Origin of the sequence: Rhizobium sp. Rhizsp82 (assembly GCF_047325115.1) — a bacterium.
GTDB lineage: Bacteria > Pseudomonadota > Alphaproteobacteria > Rhizobiales > Rhizobiaceae > Rhizobium.
Genome location: NZ_CP168571.1, coordinates 1,455,541 through 1,473,022, shown reverse-complemented (window position 1 = coordinate 1,473,022; position 17,482 = coordinate 1,455,541). Strand labels below are relative to the sequence as shown.

At 56.5% G+C, this 17,482-nt stretch carries 26 protein-coding genes; 13 read left to right on the top strand and 13 right to left on the bottom strand.

Translation table 11 applies throughout. From position 1 onward, the window contains the following. The first annotated feature begins 20 nt into the window (after positions 1–20). Together ACEN84_RS31025 and ACEN84_RS31020 are read left to right on the top strand one after the other, a co-directional pair. Positions 21–1,109 carry an IS5 family transposase gene (locus ACEN84_RS31025; RefSeq protein WP_413711780.1) on the top strand — a complete coding sequence of 363 codons (1,089 nt, stop codon included), beginning with the start codon at positions 21–23 and terminating at the stop codon, positions 1,107–1,109. Further along, complete coding sequence (locus ACEN84_RS31020; protein ID WP_413711779.1) at positions 1,109–1,453, top strand: hypothetical protein; 345 nt, start codon at positions 1,109–1,111, stop codon at positions 1,451–1,453. The genes ACEN84_RS31025 and ACEN84_RS31020 overlap by 1 nt, the downstream gene beginning before the upstream one ends. A gap of 196 nt (positions 1,454–1,649) precedes the next feature. Here the strand turns inward: ACEN84_RS31020 and ACEN84_RS31015 are convergent, their stop codons facing one another. Continuing rightward, the gene (locus tag ACEN84_RS31015) at positions 1,650–2,222 is read right to left on the bottom strand and encodes a TetR/AcrR family transcriptional regulator (protein WP_413711778.1); all 573 of its coding nucleotides are present in this window, start codon (positions 2,220–2,222) and stop codon (positions 1,650–1,652) included. Positions 2,223–2,384: 162 nt separating this feature from the next. Between ACEN84_RS31015 and ACEN84_RS31010 the strand changes: the two genes are divergently transcribed. Both ACEN84_RS31010 and ACEN84_RS31005 read left to right on the top strand, forming a co-directional pair. Continuing rightward, positions 2,385–3,071: a glutathione S-transferase family protein gene (locus tag ACEN84_RS31010; protein ID WP_413711777.1), complete on the top strand. Its 687-nt coding sequence runs from the start codon at positions 2,385–2,387 to the stop codon at positions 3,069–3,071. A 65-nt stretch (positions 3,072–3,136) separates the two neighbouring features. Next, the gene (locus ACEN84_RS31005; RefSeq protein WP_413711776.1) at positions 3,137–4,108 is read left to right on the top strand and encodes an alpha/beta fold hydrolase; all 972 of its coding nucleotides are present in this window, start codon (positions 3,137–3,139) and stop codon (positions 4,106–4,108) included. 224 nt (positions 4,109–4,332) lie between these two features. Here ACEN84_RS31005 and ACEN84_RS31000 read toward each other — a convergent pair whose 3' ends face one another. The 5 genes from ACEN84_RS31000 to ACEN84_RS30980 form a co-directional block, all read right to left on the bottom strand. Continuing rightward, positions 4,333–4,713 (bottom strand): Rap1a/Tai family immunity protein, encoded by a 381-nt coding sequence (locus tag ACEN84_RS31000; protein WP_413711775.1) that lies wholly within the window; start codon positions 4,711–4,713, stop codon positions 4,333–4,335. Between the two features lie 62 nt (positions 4,714–4,775). Next, positions 4,776–5,021 (bottom strand): hypothetical protein, encoded by a 246-nt coding sequence (locus ACEN84_RS30995; RefSeq protein WP_413711774.1) that lies wholly within the window; start codon positions 5,019–5,021, stop codon positions 4,776–4,778. 3 nt (positions 5,022–5,024) lie between these two features. After that, complete coding sequence (locus ACEN84_RS30990; RefSeq protein ID WP_413711773.1) at positions 5,025–5,708, bottom strand: DUF3560 domain-containing protein; 684 nt, start codon at positions 5,706–5,708, stop codon at positions 5,025–5,027. Between the two features lie 2 nt (positions 5,709–5,710). Continuing rightward, positions 5,711–5,872, bottom strand: coding sequence for a hypothetical protein (locus tag ACEN84_RS30985; RefSeq protein WP_413711772.1), 162 nt, complete (start codon positions 5,870–5,872; stop codon positions 5,711–5,713). A gap of 1 nt (position 5,873) precedes the next feature. Then, positions 5,874–6,158, bottom strand: coding sequence for a hypothetical protein (locus ACEN84_RS30980; protein WP_413711771.1), 285 nt, complete (start codon positions 6,156–6,158; stop codon positions 5,874–5,876). Positions 6,159–6,262: 104 nt separating this feature from the next. On the opposite strand from ACEN84_RS30980, the gene ACEN84_RS30975 reads away from it, so the two are divergent. Then, positions 6,263–6,601, top strand: a complete 339-nt coding sequence (locus ACEN84_RS30975) for a hypothetical protein (protein WP_413711770.1) — start codon at positions 6,263–6,265, stop codon at positions 6,599–6,601. Between the two features lie 2 nt (positions 6,602–6,603). On the opposite strand, the gene ACEN84_RS30970 is transcribed toward ACEN84_RS30975, so the two are convergent. Further along, positions 6,604–6,834 (bottom strand): hypothetical protein, encoded by a 231-nt coding sequence (locus ACEN84_RS30970; protein ID WP_413711769.1) that lies wholly within the window; start codon positions 6,832–6,834, stop codon positions 6,604–6,606. Between the two features lie 507 nt (positions 6,835–7,341). Here ACEN84_RS30970 and ACEN84_RS30965 point away from each other — a divergent pair. Further along, a complete protein-coding gene (locus ACEN84_RS30965; protein ID WP_413711768.1) occupies positions 7,342–8,250 on the top strand; it encodes a hypothetical protein in 909 nt (302 codons plus the stop codon). A 6-nt stretch (positions 8,251–8,256) separates the two neighbouring features. Here the strand turns inward: ACEN84_RS30965 and ACEN84_RS30960 are convergent, their stop codons facing one another. The 3 genes from ACEN84_RS30960 to ACEN84_RS30950 form a co-directional block, all read right to left on the bottom strand. Continuing rightward, positions 8,257–8,535 (bottom strand): hypothetical protein, encoded by a 279-nt coding sequence (locus ACEN84_RS30960; RefSeq protein WP_413711767.1) that lies wholly within the window; start codon positions 8,533–8,535, stop codon positions 8,257–8,259. Further along, the gene (locus ACEN84_RS30955) at positions 8,535–8,819 is read right to left on the bottom strand and encodes a hypothetical protein (RefSeq protein ID WP_413711766.1); all 285 of its coding nucleotides are present in this window, start codon (positions 8,817–8,819) and stop codon (positions 8,535–8,537) included. The genes ACEN84_RS30960 and ACEN84_RS30955 overlap by 1 nt, the downstream gene beginning before the upstream one ends. A gap of 442 nt (positions 8,820–9,261) precedes the next feature. After that, positions 9,262–10,026, bottom strand: coding sequence for a hypothetical protein (locus ACEN84_RS30950; protein ID WP_413711765.1), 765 nt, complete (start codon positions 10,024–10,026; stop codon positions 9,262–9,264). 186 nt (positions 10,027–10,212) lie between these two features. Here ACEN84_RS30950 and ACEN84_RS30945 point away from each other — a divergent pair, with 186 nt between their 5' ends. From ACEN84_RS30945 to ACEN84_RS30930, 4 genes are read left to right on the top strand one after another with little or no spacing between them, the layout of a single operon-like run. Then, positions 10,213–10,755, top strand: a complete 543-nt coding sequence (locus tag ACEN84_RS30945; RefSeq protein WP_413711764.1) for an MmcB family DNA repair protein — start codon at positions 10,213–10,215, stop codon at positions 10,753–10,755. A 25-nt stretch (positions 10,756–10,780) separates the two neighbouring features. Next, a complete protein-coding gene (locus tag ACEN84_RS30940) occupies positions 10,781–11,110 on the top strand; it encodes a hypothetical protein (RefSeq protein ID WP_413711763.1) in 330 nt (109 codons plus the stop codon). Further along, a complete protein-coding gene (locus tag ACEN84_RS30935; RefSeq protein WP_413711762.1) occupies positions 11,107–11,880 on the top strand; it encodes a helix-turn-helix domain-containing protein in 774 nt (257 codons plus the stop codon). Before ACEN84_RS30940 ends, ACEN84_RS30935 begins: the two co-directional genes overlap by 4 nt. Positions 11,881–11,939: 59 nt before the next feature. Next, a complete protein-coding gene (locus ACEN84_RS30930) occupies positions 11,940–12,908 on the top strand; it encodes a DNA-methyltransferase (protein WP_413711761.1) in 969 nt (322 codons plus the stop codon). On the opposite strand, the gene istB is transcribed toward ACEN84_RS30930, so the two are convergent. Together istB and istA are read right to left on the bottom strand one after the other, a co-directional pair. Further along, the gene (gene istB, locus ACEN84_RS30925; RefSeq protein WP_413711657.1) at positions 12,823–13,560 is read right to left on the bottom strand and encodes an IS21-like element helper ATPase IstB; all 738 of its coding nucleotides are present in this window, start codon (positions 13,558–13,560) and stop codon (positions 12,823–12,825) included. The genes ACEN84_RS30930 and istB overlap by 86 nt on opposite strands. Before the next feature lie 12 nt (positions 13,561–13,572). Further along, entirely contained in the window at positions 13,573–15,102 is a 1,530-nt protein-coding gene (gene istA / locus ACEN84_RS30920; RefSeq protein ID WP_413711658.1) for an IS21 family transposase, read from the bottom strand. 247 nt (positions 15,103–15,349) lie between these two features. On the opposite strand from istA, the gene ACEN84_RS30915 reads away from it, so the two are divergent. Together ACEN84_RS30915 and ACEN84_RS30910 are read left to right on the top strand one after the other, a co-directional pair. Beyond that, positions 15,350–15,931 (top strand): hypothetical protein, encoded by a 582-nt coding sequence (locus ACEN84_RS30915; protein ID WP_413711760.1) that lies wholly within the window; start codon positions 15,350–15,352, stop codon positions 15,929–15,931. 32 nt (positions 15,932–15,963) lie between these two features. Continuing rightward, positions 15,964–16,284, top strand: a complete 321-nt coding sequence (locus tag ACEN84_RS30910; RefSeq protein WP_413711759.1) for a hypothetical protein — start codon at positions 15,964–15,966, stop codon at positions 16,282–16,284. A gap of 41 nt (positions 16,285–16,325) precedes the next feature. Here ACEN84_RS30910 and ACEN84_RS30905 read toward each other — a convergent pair whose 3' ends face one another. Then, entirely contained in the window at positions 16,326–17,096 is a 771-nt protein-coding gene (locus ACEN84_RS30905) for a hypothetical protein (RefSeq protein ID WP_413711758.1), read from the bottom strand. Between the two features lie 59 nt (positions 17,097–17,155). On the opposite strand from ACEN84_RS30905, the gene ACEN84_RS30900 reads away from it, so the two are divergent. Then, complete coding sequence (locus tag ACEN84_RS30900) at positions 17,156–17,398, top strand: hypothetical protein (RefSeq protein WP_413711757.1); 243 nt, start codon at positions 17,156–17,158, stop codon at positions 17,396–17,398. The last annotated feature ends 84 nt before the right edge of the window (positions 17,399–17,482 follow it).

The following is a 17,482-nucleotide window of genomic DNA, read 5'->3' as shown; positions in this document are numbered from 1 at the left end:
TGGCGATTTGGAGCTGATGGATGCGCGGCGGCGATGTGAGGACAGGCGAACTCTTCAGCTATGTGGATCTGGAGGCTCGTGTTCGAGAAGATCATCCCCTACGGGCCATCCGGCAGATCGTGAACGAAGCGCTCGTTTTATTGGAACAAGAATTTGCAGCGCTTTATTCACCGATCGGGCGACCGTCGATCGCGCCAGAAAAGCTTCTGCGCGCCATGCTTCTGCAAGCCTTCTATTCGATCCGTTCTGAGCGACTTCTGATGGAGCGGTTGGAATACGACCTTCTCTTCCGCTGGTTCGTCGACATCGGCATTGACGATCCCGCCTGGGACCATTCAGTGTTTTCGAAGAACCGCGACCGATTGCTTGATGGTGACATCGCTGCGAAGTTTCTGGGTGCAATTCTTTCCCAGCCCAAGGTAAAGCGGCTGCTGTCAACAGACCATTTCTCTGTCGATGGCACACTGATCGAAGCCTGGGCGTCGATGAAGAGCTTCAAGCCGAAGGACGGTTCGGACGAACCGCCATCGGAGAGCGGTCGCAACGCAGAAGCAGACTTCCATGGCGAAAAGCGTTCCAACGAGACGCATGCATCAACGACCGATCCGGATGCAAAGCTGTACAGGAAGGGAAAGGGCAAAGAGGCCAAGCTGTCCTTCATGGGGCATGGTCTAATGGAGAACCGCCATGGTCTTCTGGTCAACGCTTATCTGACAAAAGCAACCGGTTATGCCGAACGCATCGCGGCTCTTCACATGATTGAACCCTTCTGCGACCGGCCACAGGCAATCACGCTTGGTGCCGACAAGGCTTATGACACGAAAGACTTCGTCAGAGATTTGCGGTCGATGAAGGTGACGCCCCACGTGGCACAGAACGTCAATGGTCGCCGCTCGGCTATCGACGGACGCACGACACGCCATCCCGGCTATAAGGTCAGCCTACGCATTCGCAAGCGTATCGAAGAGGCGTTCGGCTGGATCAAAACCGTCGCCGGGCAGGACAAGACAAAGTTCCGCGGTCGCGACCGGGTGGGATGGGCTTTCACCTTCGCGGCCGCCGCCTACAATCTGGTGCGGCTGCCGAAGCTCATGACGGAGACAGGCTGATGGCGAGAGTTCCTGCTTTCGCCAAGGCCTTCGCCGGTCGTTGGCGCATCGTCGAGATGGACAACTGGGACAATGACGCCCTCGATCTCGTCGAAGAGGCGCATCTAACATTCCAGGGCCCAGCCGACGGCGAAATCGCATTCGTTGCTCTCAAGGGCTTTCTCGATGTCCGCTACGGCACGCGCAGTGGATCAGCCTGTGCGGAGTTCTCGTGGGAAGGACAAGACGAGAATGACCCGGTCTGTGGTCGCGGATGGGCAGCACTTGGCTCCGCTGGACGCCTTGTCGGGCATATCTATATCCACAACGGAGACGATTCCGGCTTCGTGTGCGAACGCGACTGACTTCTTCAACACCCTGCTAGCGCCGCCACAATCATTCGAGAGCAAATGCTGCAAATTGCCAACAGCCCTGAACTGTCGACTGAGACTTGAGCGAATACCCTTTGTCGCGGTGACCTTCGCACTCGCGACGCCCACCGCCGCCGGCCGGTTCCTCCCCCTTCTGGCGGTGGCGGTGGTTTCTTTGAGAGAAGGTAGGCTACCGGGGCTTCCAAGCTGGGAAAAGCCCTGCTTTTCCATACGCGTCCATGCAGCGATCAAAAATGGCTATGTCCGCGGATCCACGTGCAATAAGCTGCGCCCCTTCGACCGCCGCAAAGATTGCCTCCGATCGACTGTCTACATCAATTTGCTTGAGATCTAGCGCCCTCAAAAAATCGGACAGCCATCTAATGTTGGTTGCGGAGAATCGATCAACTTCGGTTTTCACGATCTCAGGAAGTTCATCCCTTTCCGCAATCATGATTCCGCAAAGACACATCCGGTTTTGTCGTTCCAAGGCGGCTCGAAAGGCATCCGTATACGTTCGCATGGTGTTTGCAGCGTCCGACGCCTTCAAAGAAAGACCATTCAGGAATTTTTGCGCGTCATCTGAGTACTGCTTGGCGAGCGCCGCCCCCAAGTCGCCCTTCGTGGGAAAATGATAATGGACGCTGGCGTTCTTAATGCCAATTTCTTTGGCCAACTCGCGGAAGCTAAGTGCTGTGTAGCCATGCGCTTGAACCGTCAGCCTGGCGGTATCCATTATCAACTGACGTGTATCTTTCGTCATCTCGCTTACCTCTGCGCTAATATCTATACCTCATAAACCTAACGGTCAACAAAATACCTACCTAGCGCTTGGTAGGGCTATTGACATAGGGGCATATCACAGCATATTGACTGACCTAGCGCTAGGTCAGATTGTCTGTCCAGCCAAATGAAGGATGTTGAAATGAAAATCTACGACCGTTCGGGCTTCCCCAATCCAGCCCGTATCCGAATCGTTCTTGCGGAGAAGGGCCTGGACAGCCAGGTCGAGTTCGTTCCAGTCGATCTGATCGGAGCGGAGCATAAGCAGGAAGCGTTTCTCGCGATCAATCCGTCGGGCGTTATTCCAGTGCTCGAACTCGAAGACGGCACCCTCATTTCCGAAGCCACCGCGATCACCGAATACCTCGACAATCTCGATGGCAATCCGACCCTCACCGGTAAGTCTCCAAAGGAAAAGGCACTTGTCCATATGATGCAGCGCCGTGCTGAGGCATTTGTTCTCGACCCGGTCGGCATCTACTTTCACTTCGGCACGTCCGGCCTCGGTCCGTTGCTTCAGGCGTTTAAGAGCCCTGAGTGGGAGGGTCGCAAGGAATGGGCTGAACGCAATCGTTCTACGGTTGAGGAAGGTTTCCGCTACTTCAACAAGATCCTGGGCGCCTCGGACTTCCTCGCTGGTGACAATTTCTCGATGGCTGACATCACGCTGTTTGCCGGTCTCGCGTTCGGCGACGCTGCGGGCGTCCAAGTTCCGGCTGATCTCGGCAACCTTCTTGCTTGGCGGGCGCGAGTTGCAGAGCTTCCGAGCGTAAAGAACCGCTCGGGCCAGGCGTTCCTGCCGGAAGATGCGAAGCGTCTCGGCTTTTGATCGACGCCATGTTGGCGCGATGGTCGCGCCAACACCCCTCTGTTGTAAGTGAAGGATTTAGAGAAATGACCACTGAACACAAAATGGCGGCGTCGCGACGCAATCTCCTCATTGGCGCTGCATCAGCAGTAGCGGGAGTTGGGCTGGTAGCCGCAACCGCGTCTGCGAGCGCCGCTAGCAAGACGGCAGCTGACATCAAGGTCGTAGCGAAGACTGCGAACACAGTCACTACTAAGGATGGGACGCAGATCTACTACAAGGATTGGGGGCAGGGACCGGCTGTCGTTTTCTGTCACGGTTATCCGCTTTCGTCAGACGCCTGGGAAAACCAGATGTTCTACCTTGCACAGAATGGTTTCCGGGTAATCGCTCATGACCGCCGAGGGTTCGGTCGCTCCAGTCAGCCAAGCCATGGTTACGACTACGATACGTTCGCTGATGATCTTGCAACCGTTCTCGAGGCGCTCGATGTTAAGGACGCAGTCCTTGTCGGTCATTCCATGGGTGGCGGCGAGGTTGCTCGCTATATTGCGCGTCATGGTGAGAAGCGTGTGAGCAAGGTGGTTCTCGTAGCTGCAGTGACGCCGTTCCTCCTGAAGACTGACACCAATCCGGGTGGGGTGCCGAAAGAGTTCTTTGACACGTTCCGGGCAGCCGTGACGACAGACCGTTCCCAGTGGAACAAGGATGTCTCGATGCCCTACTACAATTACAACCGCGCGGGCGCCAAGGTGTCTGAGGGCGTACGCGAGGAATATTGGCGTCAAGGCCAGGCAACCGGCTTTATGGCCGCGTTCCATGCTCTGGGCGCGTTTTCGGAAACAGACTTCCGCGACGATCTCAAGAAGGTCACAGTCCCGGCACTCGTCATCCACGGCAGCGATGACCAGATTGTTCCGATTGAACTCTCCGGCAAGCTCGCGGTCACCTACCTCAAGAACGGAAAGCTCAAGGTCTACGAGGGCGGATCTCACGGCTTGATCGTAACGGATAAAGAGAAGCTGAACGGCGACCTGCTCGCATTCGCACGCAGCTAAGCGCCCACTCCGCTGTGTGCAGTTGAAGGGCCCGATCTGGCGATCGGGCCCTTCTCATTGCTGTGGCGGTTCCAGTTCACACCCACGTAAGGGGGCTTAATGGACGAGGCAACCGGAACATTCCGAGAATGCTTGATTAGCAGGCCGTAGCGGGGCGGGAGAGGGTGGAACAAAGCGGAACAAATCGCAGAGATTTACCCGCTTTCGAGCCACTTTCGCGCCAGCTATTTACACGGCCAAGCCTCCGAAAGGGCGGTCGTCATTTGATACATCGTGGTCAGATGTCGGTTCTGAGGATGCTCCCGCAGGAAGATGCAGACGGTATCTACGCCTTGCGCCAGCCGAAATCCGCTTGGCAGGCAAATGTTGGCGGTGATGTCCTTGGACAGCGCATCGTTGCGCTCGTCGCGCTTCTTCTGCTTTAGGAAGTCCACTTGAACGGCACCGTTGTCGTTCGCATACTTGTCCAGCCACCCGGCAACGTACCCGGTGGCATAGGGCTTGTTGTCCTGACATAGCTCCCACAGTGCGTTGCCGTCGTAGACCATCTCCGCATGCGCTGATGTTGCTGCAAATAAAACGACTGTCGCCAGAATCGCGCGCATGAAAATCCCCCATTGATTGGGGGATGGTATCCAAGCGGCGGGCGGAATCAACTGGCTGGCGGTTACTCGATAGGCGAGGCCGTTTGCAGCGTCTTGATGTGCTTCTGCACTATTGACCCGCGAACGACATCAACTTGGAATGCATGGTCAGGGGCAGCTAGGATTTTCTGCGCGAGTTCAAGCCGGAAACGGTGGAATGACCGCAAACGTTCAATCATCTCTGACGCAGGCACTTCCCCCCATTCCAAAATACCGCCTTCACCAGAGCCGGCGTTGGGAAGACGTATCAGTGTCATCTTTTCGCTCATCGCCTAGCCCTCCTGCTTCTGTTGGGCGAGGGCAGATAACTGCGGCGGCAATTCCCAGAGCTTTTGGGCGGTCGCCAGACGTTCTTTATAGCGCCGGATGTTCGCGCCCAAATTCGATAGCTGGAACGACTCGTAGTTTCCGCTGGCCTTGAGCGCGTCGCGCTTATGCTCAAGGTCTTGAACGCGCTGTGTCAGCAATTCCAAGCTGTCCGGTGTATCCAGATTGATTTCGTAAGCAAGGCGGCTCTCAATCGTTTCGGCTCGCTCAAGTTGTCCGTCAGCCTTGCGCGATGCTTCCACGCATTTTGCCATGTGGCGGTTGGCATCTTCGAATAACTTGCGGTGGCGTCGCTCGCTGTGGTGACCAACCTTGATTGGCTCGCCAAGGCTTAAAAAGTCGCGGTGTTGATTGCTCTTCGCATAGTGGCTGTCTGATAGCTCGTTTTGCCGAGCTGCGGCGTTTTGCAGTTTCTCGACTTTGCGGGCCTGCCAAGCCTTACGATCCATACCATCTTCGCGCACGTAGCTGTAATACGTCTTACCCGCTTTGGTGAGGAGCTTCTTCCATATCATCACTGCGACGTTCTTCCCGTGGCGCGTGGTGACTTCAACAACTGAACCGTGCGTTAAATCGTCGGTCTCGGTTTCGAGGCAGTAAACACCTGTTGTATATTTTTTGAACTGCACATTTATGGCTTCCGTTGGTTTTCTTTCATCCGCCGCACGTCCTCGCGCGTGAATGGGGTCATTTCGTTGGCCGCTAGGCCAGCTGCCAGCAGCTCCCATGGGTAGGGCGGTTTGGGCGGCTCCGGCGCGAGCGTTTCGAGGAAGGAAAGCTGCGCCGGTTCCATGTTACGCTTCGATGTAGCGTTTCTGGTCCTCATCCCACTCGGCGCAGAACACGCACATTTCATCACCGTCTTCATCGAATTCCAGAACGTCCAGTTCCTCGCCCTTGAAGGCCGTGATGGCGAGGAGGGCGGCCTTGGCGTCCGCCTCGGTGGTGAAGATCTCGTCCAGAACATCATCGATCCAGACGCGGGAGCCTTTGGTCTGGTAGCTGCATACCTTGAAGGTGTGGGGAGCGTGGTTGGCCGGGTTGCGCGGGTCGCGGTCGGCGAAGTCGGGGCTGTACATGGTGCTTCTATCCTTGGTGAAAGTATCTTGACGCAACACGTTAAGGTTGTAAATAACTTTTGTTATAAACTTATCCCCAGCTTGAAATCATTAGGATAAAGGGTATGAATCCGGCAACCACGGGGGACACGATGGCCGCGAAACCCGACCTTGAAAGCCTTTCGCTCGAAGAGCTTCAAATCCTGATTGCCGATGCGCAAAAGGTGCTGGCGGCGAAGGTCGATGCCGAGCGGTTAACCCTGCTCCAAAAGCTTTCCGCGCTGGATGCCATCTCGAAGCCTGCCCATCCGCTTCCCAAGAAAACCCGTGCGCCGCGCAAGAAGCAGTTTCGCCATCCGGACGGGCGCGAGTTCGCCAAGACGTCCGATAACATCCCGGCGGCCTTCAGGGAGCTTGGCGTGTCGGACTGGGCGGAGATGGAAAAGTACAGAATCCCGGAATAGGGCTAGAAGTCGTAAAAGGCGAGAGTCACGATGCCGTGCTTCATAACCAGCTCGGTCATGGCTACGGCCTGACTGGAGGACACCTTGGCGCCTTCGTGCTGCACCAGCACGCGCAGAACCCTTTTCTGGCGCCTTCTCCCATGCACATGGCACATCACGCCGTCAGCGTTCAAAATCATGTCGTAGTCGGCTGCGGGCGGTGCGCCTGTCTCGCGGAAAAACTCGATGAGCATGACCCCTCCGTTGGTTCGGGCGGGAATATGATTCATCGGAAAGACGATGGGAATCCGGTCAGGGGTTGAAATTACGCTAGTGCAGAATCTGGCGTTGTGGTCGCGTGTGGTACCATGGGCTCTGGCCTCATAGCGCCCGAAAGGGTGGTTGATGAGTGGGCTTCGGAGAAGCGGGTGCAAATAAAAAGCCCTCGAAGGGGCAACAGTCGCTCGCTCGGTTGCTAGCTCGATTAACTGGACTTGCTCCAACCCCTTCGCGCTGAGGCGCCAGACACTAGTAAGCCTGCATGCACTGGCCGGTCGTTACTCCGGCTTGCTATCTCCTGCTGGGCATCGTCCTGCGGATGATAGCTCGTGATACCCCTAGCGCTTCTACTTTCAGCGCCGCAGTGCATGAGGATTCTGGCGGATGACACAAATGTCGTCCACAAAAATCGACAACGCCTGCTCCACGTTGAATTGCCCAAGCAAAACCGCTAGTTGGTAAGCGTTGCTGGGAGATTTGCGATGGCGCCAAAGGAAAAGAAGCCGGTCTGTTTCGTTGTGAGCCCGATCGGGGAGGACGGAAGCCCCGAGCGTATCCATGCCGATTGGCTGTTAGAAGGCATCATTCGTCCCGTCTTTAAGGATCACTTCCCGCAATACGACATTGTTCGTGCCGATAAGATGGCGGCGCCGGGGCTTATCGATACGCAGATTATCGAGCATCTGCTGGATGCAGAGTTGGTCATTGCGGACATCACTACCCTCAACCCCAACGTCTTCTATGAGATTGGCATCCGTCACGTGTCAGGTGGGCCTGTGGTCCATATGGTGAGGGCAGGCGATCCAATACCCTTCGATTTAAAAATCTTCCGGCACATTCCATTTATCGTTTCCACGCATCAGGGACTTGAGAACGCCAAGGTATCATTGAAGCAGAGCCTCGATGCGGTACACTCCGAAGACTTCAAGCTCGATAACCCCGTAACTCGCACCCGAGCGCAGGTCGAGTTTGAGAAGAAGGCAACGGCATCCGAAAAAGTCCTTTTAGACCAGATATCGGACCTGAGCTCGCGGCTAGCTGCCTTGGAAGGTCGGAAACGAAAGTACGACGTCATTGCCGCGGGGGAGTCGCGTATTTATCATTCGTTTGCGGACGTTGATTTCGCCGGTAGAACCCCGAAGACTTCCATAACAATCACCATCAAACACCCGATGGGCCTGTCCGAGGAGTATTCCGAGATCGTAGACGGCGCGATGGCTAGCCACTTCAGCCTCTATGAAGTCGCGCATGGATCGACGGAATCAGTTTATTCAGTAGCCCCAACGACCGCCAATTATGTTGCGGCCGAAGCGGTGACAAGCTATCTCGCCCAGCACGCAATCGGTGCTGAAATTGTCGTGCCCTTCACCCTAAAGAAAAAGCCCCTGTGAAGGGGCTTAGAGGTACTGGCTCACCGAGTATCCCTGTAACGGGGTCGGCTGCGGGTTTTTCGTAAACAGGTAAGCTGCCGTCGCGCCGTTCATGGTCACGAGAAAGCTGATGGCGCACCGCTGCTGGTAGTTCGGGCATTCACCGACCTGTTCCAGCACGACTTGCATCAGATCCTCGAAGCCTTCGCGGGGCTGCGGCTCCATTCCCCACAGGTTGCCTTGCGCGTCGATGTAGGCTTCGACCAGGGGCGGGTGTGGTGCGCCGGAGGCGTAGAGTTCGATCATCACGGGAACGTCCTCCGCCACCATGCGCCGGAGGCGTCGAGGGCTGTAGGCTGGTCCGGCCGGAAGGCATAAAACACCTCATGCTGCACCAAGCCGATCATCAGCTCGATCGCCTGCTGCTGGGCTGATGAGGGCAGGGCCTCTCCGTTCTCCAGCATCACCGCAATCCGCCGCTCTTCGGGAAAGAAGCTCGGCAGTGCCGGCGTTACGTGTCCATTTTGGTCGATGTAGTAGTCGTACTCGGCCGGAGGCCTTTGGTCGCTGCGATAAACAAAGAGTTTCATGGGTCGGGCTCCAAAAAAATAGCCCCTGCAAATTCTCGCATGCAGGGGCCAAGTTGCCGCCACGGGGAGGTGGCGCGGCGGGGGTGGAACTGGTCGGAGAGAGTGACGCGATCTCCGTGGCGCGGCAGGTTACGGGATTGCCCTATGGCCTTTCCCTGCTTCCCGAGATTGGGTCACGCTCCTTTCAACGCTTCGGCTTGAGGCCGAACAGCCTGCGACATTCCTCGCACGCGCCTTCCTTCGGCTCGCACGTGAAGTCCCTGGCTCGGTTCTTCGTCATCGGTGGGGGTAGGTGGGGAAGCTCGAATTGAGCCTCCAGATCATCGCGGATGTCTTCGCGGGAAGGGTGCATGATGTCGCTCCTTAAAGGGATACGACGGAATCATGCTCCGGCCTCTAAAGGCCGTCAAAGTATACTTTATAGCTTTAAGGGGCGTAGCGGTTAATGGTTGGGCTTGCCGAACTTTATCCGGGCTTGGCTGCGTGCCATTGCGAATCCCACCACGATGATCAACCAGCCTATGGTTCCAATCAAGAACGCCGCTGCCGAAAGCATTTGAATAGCTGGTGACCAGCTCGGGCCAGTCGAGCTGTTGACAAGGTACATAACCAGAAGTGGACACGACACTCCAACGAGCATCACAGCCAAAAACATACGATTGGAAATCGATTGAGATGGCAGAGGCTCCCGGATCGGACCGGCGGCAGAAATCAGATCGCCCTCAACACTAAGGTCACGGAGGGTGCCCGTGTGCAGAACATCAAGGATGATACCCTGCTTCGCGTCGATGTATTCGAAGTCCAAACGGATAGAACCCTCGTCCTCCCAATGTAGGCTGGCGTCCATGGCATGGCTCGCCATGTGTGTGACCGCGAACTGGAGGATATGCTGGCCGCCCGGCACCGTAAGGCAGAGTGGGCTCTTTGGTGCGATGTCGCTACGGCGGATAGGTTGAACGCCCTCGTTCCAGATGGAGACCTGTGACAGCGTCGCGCGCGGGATTTCGGCGTCTTTGTAGAGTACCTTTATGTGGGTCGAATACGCGGGGTCAGTTTCGCTTGTAACGACGGAACTACTGACGTTGTAGCAGATCCGTGGCTTCGCGGGGCGAATATAGACCCAGTAGGTCACAGCAAGCCCGAGCAGTGCGGTCGTTATTGTTGCCGGGTTGAATCCCCAGTTATTCGAAAAAGTCTGCCAATCCACCAGCATCTCCCGTCGCGGACCGATACTGTTCTAGCATGTCGCACGATGTTGCGGGGACTGGGGATAACTTTCAGTTGCCGAAATCCACAACCTGATACAGCGTGAAGGCAAGGGAGCGGTACCTATGCTCTGCTCCCCTCCGATTTCTGGAAGCATAGGCGGATGAAATAATGAAAGCATAGGGATGTGGATCATTCCATCAAGCACGACGATTTAATGAATAAGCTGGCGGCTCATCTGCGTGCCAACGGCGACCGCATGGTTTGGGAGGACATGCAACTCGGCCCAAGCGGCAGTCCTCGGCCCGACGTCTATACCCTCATGAAAAGCTACATGCACCCTCTGCCTACGGCATATGAGTGCAAGATCAGCATCGCCGATTTCCGTTCAGACGTTACAAGCGGTAAGTGGCAAAAGTATTTTGAGTTCGCCGGCGCCGTATTTTTCTGCACCCCGAAGGGGTTGGTGCAAAAATCGGATATTCCCAATGGGTGCGGTCTGATCTGGTTTTACCCAGATAGTGGCACCTTTAAAACGATAAAGGGACCAACCTTGGGCAGGGTGACGCTACCACAAGCCGCTCTGCTGAAACTTCTTATTGACGGGCTTAAGCGGCTGCAGGTCCCCGAGCGGCGTTCATGGGAACAAGAGCACCGGATGATGCAGCAGCTTCGCAGGCGCATAGGTGACGAAGTAAGCCGACTACCTCCGGAACAAGCGGAACGCTGAAGCCCGCTTGGACGACGCTGATCGCATGCTGAAGGCTAAGCAGACGAGAATTAACGAAATTGACGCCGCCTGTGCTGCGAAAGAACAAGACGCCTTTGAGCGAGGGTCCAAGCGGGCAGAAGTAAGGATGGAGGAAGCCAACGCTCGGTGGGGCGAGCTATTCGACGTTCTGAACCTTCCGCGCTCTTCTAGCATCTACGATGCCGGAAACGCAGTCGCTGAGCTTCGCCGGGGCTTGAGTTCCGATAGGGAGGTAGCAAGGCTGAAGGACGCCATCAACTCCATTGGAAGAGTCGTGAACAAAGCGGCGGCGCATCCATCAGGAACTGTCTCCCTTCTGGAGATCGAGCATTGAGCCGCGTCTGGACGTGGCGCCAAGCCATTTTTGAATCGAAGCTCCAAGTCACCACGAAGCTCGTGCTTCAGGCCCTAGCCAGCCACCTGAACGATATGGGCGGCCCGATGTTTCCTAGCCAAGAGCGGCTGGCGAAGCTCTGCTCCCTGTCGGAGCGTTCGGTAATCACCCACCTGCAAATCGCTGAGGATGAAGGCTGGATCGTTGCCAGCAAGCGGGAAATGAAGGGCAGCAAATGGGCGGCAAACGAGCACGTAGCTCGCTGGCCTGATGGGGTGAAGGAGATTCACCCCGCGACAACATGTGGGGTGAAGGACGTTCACCTCGGGGGTGAACCTGCTTCATGTGGTGGGGTGAAGGAGGTTCATACTAACTCTCCATCTGAACATTCCAATGAACCCTCCAATAAGGCGCGGGTCGAAACTGACTTCGCTGAGTTCTGGTCCGCCTATCCGAATAAGGTCGGGAAACCCAGGGCGCTGTCAGCATGGAAAACCAAAAAGCCAGATCTAAGCACCGTGCTTGCATCGCTCCGGCGATGGAAGGCCTCGGATCAATGGACCAAGGACGACGGGCGCTACATCCCGCACCCGACGACCTGGCTAAACCGTGAAGGCTGGAACGATGTCATTCCCGGCGAGAAGGCGGCGCCGTCAGTTGACGAGATGAAAGCCGCGGCTGACCGTATAGAGGCTGCACGACTGGCAAATGCCGAGCGTGACCGACAGATGGTCGAGGCGCGGCGGCGGCAGTTGGGATTGACGGCATAGCTCGACCCGCCCCGATAGCGATGTGTCGCTGCAGATAAATACAAGAGAAAATCCAATGAATGAATTTAACAAAGGTCACAATTGGTAGCTGTGAGCTTTACCATGCCGATTGCATGGAGGCGCTGAAACATATCGCACAAGCCGATCATGTCATCACCGATCCGCCGTATGAAGCTGAAGCTCATACCAAGGTGCGCCGTCTCCTCGGAAAGATGGATAAGAGGGTAGGGCGAAACCGACGTGTAGACCATCTTCCAATCAACTTCGATCAAGTGAGCGATGACTTGCGGGCTGGTGTTTCGGCGGAGATCCAACGCGTGTCTCGAGGTTGGAGTCTCGTGTTCTGCCAAGTCGAAGGCGTCCACAAATGGCGGCAGGTGATGCATGGCGCCAAATACAAGCGCACTGGCATTTGGGTTAAACCAGATGGAGCGCCACAGTTTACGGGTGACCGGCCGGGGATGGGTTATGAATCCATTGTAATGCATTGGCATGGGCAAGGCCGGAGCCGATGGAATGGTGGCGGCAAGCACGGCGTCTTCGTCTGTCCGAAGAGTGACGCTGGCTATGGTCACGGTGGCCTACTAAATGAACATCCGACCAAAAAGCCGATCCGACTGATGAAGCAGTTAGTGGATCTGTTCTCGATGCCTGAGCAAGTTATTCTTGACCCATTCATGGGCAGCGGAACGACCGGCGTAGCATGCGTGCAAACGGGCCGTAAGTTCATCGGCATCGAAATGGACGCTGGTTATTTCGAGACGGCTTGCCGCCGGATTGAGGAAGCTCACCGCCAGCCGGACCTGTTCATCATTATGCCGATTCCGATGAAGCCGCCCCTTTGTTCCGAGATGATTGCGCCCCGTGATTCCGGGATGATCTCGCCCCCTTTTCGAGGAGGTTTGCAGGCAAGTATTGTTTTCAGTTCGTTCAGGCTTGGTGTCAAGCGCTGCGCGGCAGGTTTCGGCGCATACTATCGCCGCTTAACTCGACGCGGTGGGCGTTGTGGACGAGGCGATCCAGGATAGCATCGGCATAGGTCGGGTCTCCGATGACGCCATGCCAGGCGGATACGGGGAGCTGGCTCGTAATGATCGTTGACCGGCGGCCATAGCGGTCCTCGAGTATTTCCAACAGATCGTGTCGCGCCTGTTCGTTGAGCGGTTCGAGACCCCAATCATCCAGGATCAAGACCTGGACATGACCCAGTGTCCGTTGCAGCCGGACATACCTGCCGTCGCCGCGAGCAAGCGCGAGCTGGGCAAACAGCCTTGGGACACGCTGATAAAGAACAGAGCGATCGTCACGGCACGCCTTGTGACCGAGTGCGCAAGCTAGCCAGCTTTTTCCGACACCTGAGGGGCCGCAGATTGCCAGATTGTCGTGAGCATTAATCCAGTCGCCCCCGAGAAGCTTCATGAAGAGTGCTCGATCGAGGCCGCGTGCACTGCGATAGTCGACATCTTCGGGGGTCGCCTGGTGGCGCAGCTTGGCGAACCTGAGCCGGGCAGCAAGCTTGCGATCGTAGCGGGAACTCCATTCCCGTTCGAGCAGCAATCCCAGCCACTCAGCGTGCGAGAGCTGTTCGGCTTCACCGTTGGAGATGAGCTCCCCAAAGGCCTTTGCCATGCCGGCCAAGCCCATGGCGTTGAGTTTGTCGAGTGTTGGATGAGCAAGCATTCTTCTTTCTCCTTAGTGGTAGTAGCGAGGTCCGCGGATGTTTTCGTGGTGGATAGGCTCATGCGAGGCTGGTCCATTGGTGGTGGCGGCTCGATCGAGATGATTGTCGAGGATGGAGCGCACCGAACCGTAGGTCCGGGCTCCGATCTCCAGCGCACGGCTGCAAGCAGCATTCACTCTGTCGCGCCCAAAGCCCTTGTTCAGACGGATAATTCCCATGCAGGCTCGAAAGCCCTGCTCCGGGTGCGGCCGGTCGGAGAGGATCTTTTCGCATAGCAACGCAACCTCCGGCCCGATGGACGTGGCCTCGCGTTGAATGCGTTCGATCGTCCAGTCGGCAAAACGGCGGTGGGCCGAGGGCATGTGATCGGGGGTCGTCGTGTGCTTGCCGTTGCCGCTGGAGCGGCGATGAGCGGCTATCCGTTCGCCTTTGTGGAAAATCTCGATCGTATTGGCGGTGATGCGCGCCTCGACTTGCTCGCGAGCGAAGCGATAAGGGACGGAGTAATAATGCCGCTCGATCTCGACGTGGTAATCCAATCCGGCACGCCGGATACGCCATTCCGCAAAGACATAGCGTTCCACAGGCAATGGCCTTAGAGCAGGCCGGTCAAGCTCTTCGAATAATTGGCGGCGCGTGACGCCGACCCGACGGAGGGCCCGCCTGTCGTTGAGATCATGCAGCAAGTCGGCGATCGCGGCGTTGACCTCGGCGAGATTGTAGAAGGTGCGATGGCGAAGGCGGCCCAACAGCCAGCGTTCGACGATACGAACCGCGGCCTCGACTTTCGCCTTGTCACGAGGGCGTCTCGGCCGCGTCGGCAGGACGGCGCTACCATAATGCGTCGCCATCGCGCTATACGTCCGGTTGACCTGAGGATCGAAGTGGCACGCCTTGATGATCGCCACCTTGGCATTGTCCGGAACAAGCAACGCCGGCGCGCCGCCGAAGAACCCCAGCGCCTGGATATGGCATTCAATCCAGTCGGGAAGCGTTTCGCTCCAGCGCGCCTGGGCGTAGGAGAGGCTCGATGCACCCATGACCGCAACGAACAGGTGGGCCTGTCGTGTCATGCCAGACAATCGGTCGACTACGACGCTAACGGTGTCGCCGGCATAATCGACGAACAGCTTGTCGCCGGCTGCATGATCCTGCCGCATCGTGACCGGTAGCTTCAACGCCCAGCCGCGATAAAGGTCGCAGTATCGACTATAGCGATAACCATCCGGATGAAGACCGATGTATTCGTCCCATAGGATCTGCAGCGTCACATGCTTGCGCTTCAGCTCGCGGTGGACCTGCGCCCAATCTGGTTCCGGCGCGCGGCGGTGTCCTATCTTCGTCCCGGCCCCCCTGTAGAGCGCCGCCTCCAGGACTGCATCGCTGACGTCGTCACCAAGGGGCCACGACAGGCCAGCAACCGCTGCACGCCGTAGCGTCTCGCGCACCGTCGACGGCGCAGTCCCAACCCGCACCGCAATCGACTTGTGCCCAAGTCCTTGCTCAAACCGATATCTCAGTATCTCGCGGACACGCCGCATCTCCACCTCTCTCCGCAGGCATTGCGTTCCTTCCTCCTCGACCTCAAGGGAAGAAACTTCACACCTGCAGACCACCCTTGAAAGATGCCTCAAAAGGGGGCGGCATCATCTCGGAACGAGGGGGCGACTATTTCTCGGAATCAGGGGGCGACATCATTTCGGAATCAGGGGGCGGATTACCTCGGAATTTGCACATCATTATGCAAGGGCAACCTAGTGTTTGACCCTGCTTACGAAGCCCGCCTGATTGCTGAGTATTGCGGCGATGATGCCCTGCTTCAAAAGCTGTTGGCCGAATCTGGCGAAAATGATGCATACATCGCCAAACTTGAACGCGAGTGGGGGATTGATGGTGGCAAACGGAAGACTGGCTCTCGAATTCGCCATGCTGGCCGCAACCGTCGTATCGGCGGGGGTCGCGGTATGGCAGGCCTACGAAGCGGCCTCGTCGAGTGATTCCGCGCAGCAAGCCGCCATGCTTTCCCAGCGGACGCAGCTTTGCCTCGCAATGAATGAGGACGTGGATAACATCATGGGCGCTCCGATGTGGAGCTTGGTGATGAAGAAGCCCTACACCGCAAACAAGGATCTGAAGGTACTCACTGCCAAGGTCAAGCTTCTGGCCGAGCATGCCCGGATATTCCGGCAGACCACGCCGACCGAAGAAGCGAAAAAGTTTTGGGACACCTCGACACGGCTGGGGTTTCAGATGGGGGACATGATCCTCGACGGCGGGGATTACCTGACAGAGGAGGAACTGACCAACGGCCTCGCCGATCTGTCCATAAACCGCCAAAACATGTGCGATCGCCTGTATACCTCGTCTTGACTTGAGTGAACGTATCGTGAACATACGTCGCCATGTCCCGACGCAAAGGCGAAATCACCCCGGCCACGATTGACCGGATGTACCCCCATCAAGTCGCTCTGCTCGCCGAGCTGTCCCTCGGCAAGCTTGGCGCGGAGCAGGACGCTTTCTGCCACGGAAAGCGCCTGCTTCGCTGCGAGCGAATGCACTTCATCTTCCATGAGGACCGGCACTACAACGTCCATTGCTTTGCCACGAAGGCCCATGCCGAGACGTTCATGGAGAAGTACGGCGGGGAGCCATTCGATCCGAAGGAGCGGGGGAAGGGCGTCAACTGGAACCGCTGGTATCGGAACCAAGCGAAACCTGAGTGAAGGGCGGCCTTCTTGAAAAGCCATGCAAGACGGTTCGGACTTTAGGCGCCAATTGATGAAAGCCACCCGTCAATCGCGGGCTTCACAATAGTTGAAAATTTATCGATTGCGAGAAGCCCTGTAGCCAAGAGAGCGACATACAGAGGACCCGGGGAGCCTAGTGACACTCGCCGTACAGTTATTAAAATGACGGCGGCAATAGGAACGAAATCAAGGCTCGCAAATACAGACGGGTCAATCGCCGGAGTGCCACCAAGAAGTCTGTCGAGCATAGTGTATGGATCACCGTAAAAGTACTGAAAAGCAGCAATAATTACGCTGAACAATATCAGGCTACGAGTTAATTGGTCGAATTTACCTGTATCATTAGGAAATATCGAGTATAGGCATGCTGCTATCAGATAAAATACTGAAATAAAGATGAGGGTATAATTATTCAAGGCGGGATGAAGGTATAGTGTCAGGAGATATGTAAATATCAATGACAGTGTTATCAGGAGTTCGCCTTCTTTGTGTCGCTTGAGCGAGGCGGATTGGAAAAATACTGGAATAACCAGCAAACAGAACATGGTTAGGCTGGCCGGAGCGAGCGGCAGCCTGAAGTGTAGCCAGCCTTCCAGTGCATGCCATAGCGAATTCGTAACGGTGCGAAAATTCGCGGCGATGCGTGTAAGGAGACCGGACAGGTCCAGTTTGTCGCTGAATTCTCCGACAACACTTAGTGCGCCTGGTCCGGCGAGCGCCAAACCGCCCAGTTTCTTGAGCGAAGCTGCGAAATCCGACTTGTTGTTTGATTGTATCTCAGTAATCAACAGAAACCCGACATGCGTTATTCAAGTGCAGTTTGGCTTGTTTCTATCTAATATTCGGCATGAAGTCTTTTATCGCTTTTATGCCATTCCCGCCCTCGGTCAACAGCCTGTTCATGAACGTCGCGCGCGGCGGGCGCATTAAAACAGCCAAATATCGCACATGGGAAAAGGAAGCAGACGCATTCCGGCCTTCCGGAATCATCCGCCTGAATGGTGATGTCGTCGCTTGCTATACCTTCGGGCGTCCGGACAAGCGGCGGCGGGACGTTGCGAATCTAGAGAGGCTGTTGGCGATACGCTGACGCGTTGGGGCGTGCTGGAAGACGATCGCCAAATTGTCGATATCCGGCTGCGCTGGGGGCAGGCGGACGAAATAAAACCCGGTG

Bases quoted from the DNA above. Each gene is read 5' to 3' on its own strand.
- ACEN84_RS31025 (WP_413711780.1), top strand. From the start codon at position 21: ATGCGCGGCGGCGATGTGAGGACAGGCGAACTCTTCAGCTATGTGGAT.
- ACEN84_RS31020 (WP_413711779.1), top strand. From the start codon at position 1,109: ATGGCGAGAGTTCCTGCTTTCGCCAAGGCCTTCGCCGGTCGTTGGCGC.
- ACEN84_RS31015 (WP_413711778.1), bottom strand. From the start codon at position 2,222: ATGACGAAAGATACACGTCAGTTGATAATGGATACCGCCAGGCTGACG.
- ACEN84_RS31010 (WP_413711777.1), top strand. From the start codon at position 2,385: ATGAAAATCTACGACCGTTCGGGCTTCCCCAATCCAGCCCGTATCCGA.
- ACEN84_RS31005 (WP_413711776.1), top strand. From the start codon at position 3,137: ATGACCACTGAACACAAAATGGCGGCGTCGCGACGCAATCTCCTCATT.
- ACEN84_RS31000 (WP_413711775.1), bottom strand. From the start codon at position 4,713: ATGCGCGCGATTCTGGCGACAGTCGTTTTATTTGCAGCAACATCAGCG.
- ACEN84_RS30995 (WP_413711774.1), bottom strand. From the start codon at position 5,021: ATGAGCGAAAAGATGACACTGATACGTCTTCCCAACGCCGGCTCTGGT.
- ACEN84_RS30985 (WP_413711772.1), bottom strand. From the start codon at position 5,872: ATGGAACCGGCGCAGCTTTCCTTCCTCGAAACGCTCGCGCCGGAGCCG.
- ACEN84_RS30980 (WP_413711771.1), bottom strand. From the start codon at position 6,158: ATGTACAGCCCCGACTTCGCCGACCGCGACCCGCGCAACCCGGCCAAC.
- ACEN84_RS30975 (WP_413711770.1), top strand. From the start codon at position 6,263: ATGAATCCGGCAACCACGGGGGACACGATGGCCGCGAAACCCGACCTT.
- ACEN84_RS30970 (WP_413711769.1), bottom strand. From the start codon at position 6,834: ATGCTCATCGAGTTTTTCCGCGAGACAGGCGCACCGCCCGCAGCCGAC.
- ACEN84_RS30965 (WP_413711768.1), top strand. From the start codon at position 7,342: ATGGCGCCAAAGGAAAAGAAGCCGGTCTGTTTCGTTGTGAGCCCGATC.
- ACEN84_RS30960 (WP_413711767.1), bottom strand. From the start codon at position 8,535: ATGATCGAACTCTACGCCTCCGGCGCACCACACCCGCCCCTGGTCGAA.
- ACEN84_RS30955 (WP_413711766.1), bottom strand. From the start codon at position 8,819: ATGAAACTCTTTGTTTATCGCAGCGACCAAAGGCCTCCGGCCGAGTAC.
- ACEN84_RS30940 (WP_413711763.1), top strand. From the start codon at position 10,781: ATGCTGAAGGCTAAGCAGACGAGAATTAACGAAATTGACGCCGCCTGT.
- ACEN84_RS30930 (WP_413711761.1), top strand. From the start codon at position 11,940: ATGAATTTAACAAAGGTCACAATTGGTAGCTGTGAGCTTTACCATGCC.
- istB (WP_413711657.1), bottom strand. From the start codon at position 13,560: ATGCTTGCTCATCCAACACTCGACAAACTCAACGCCATGGGCTTGGCC.
- istA (WP_413711658.1), bottom strand. From the start codon at position 15,102: ATGCGGCGTGTCCGCGAGATACTGAGATATCGGTTTGAGCAAGGACTT.
- ACEN84_RS30910 (WP_413711759.1), top strand. From the start codon at position 15,964: ATGTCCCGACGCAAAGGCGAAATCACCCCGGCCACGATTGACCGGATG.
- ACEN84_RS30900 (WP_413711757.1), top strand. From the start codon at position 17,156: ATGAAGTCTTTTATCGCTTTTATGCCATTCCCGCCCTCGGTCAACAGC.